The organism is Dyadobacter sp. OTU695 (assembly GCF_038440355.1).
In the GTDB taxonomy this organism is placed as follows: Bacteria; Bacteroidota; Bacteroidia; order Cytophagales; family Spirosomataceae; genus Dyadobacter.
In genome coordinates, this window is sequence record NZ_JASATN010000102.1 from 1 (window position 1) to 322 (window position 322).

Genomic DNA, 322 nt, shown 5'->3' on the forward strand with positions numbered 1-322 from the left:
CAAACTTAGGAAGCGGCTTGCGGCCGCAATTATCCAAATCCGGGTAAAAGGTATCCGAATTTTCCAATGCTGCTAAGCACACGGTCTATGGTTACAATATATCAAGATCGCGGGCCACGTAGTAGCTAGGCACTAATGGTCGGAAGCCGGCTTTCCTGCGTAGTTTGGAAATATCCTGAACGCCTTGGAAAGGATCGGTAAGGGGGCCTTCTGTTTCACCAAAAGTATCAGCCGCTTTTCCGACAGAATCAGCCAGTTCGTACAAAGTGATTGGTGCATCGTCGGCTACGTTGAAGATCTCTCCATCCAACCCCTCGATGGT

The 322-nt window shown here is 49.4% G+C and carries 1 pseudogene; it reads right to left on the minus strand.

Annotated features, from left to right (window positions below):
* Window positions 1-91 precede the first annotated feature (91 nt).
* Window positions 92-322 (minus strand): annotated as a pseudogene (locus AAHB90_RS32630) (NAD-dependent epimerase/dehydratase family protein); the annotation flags it as partial.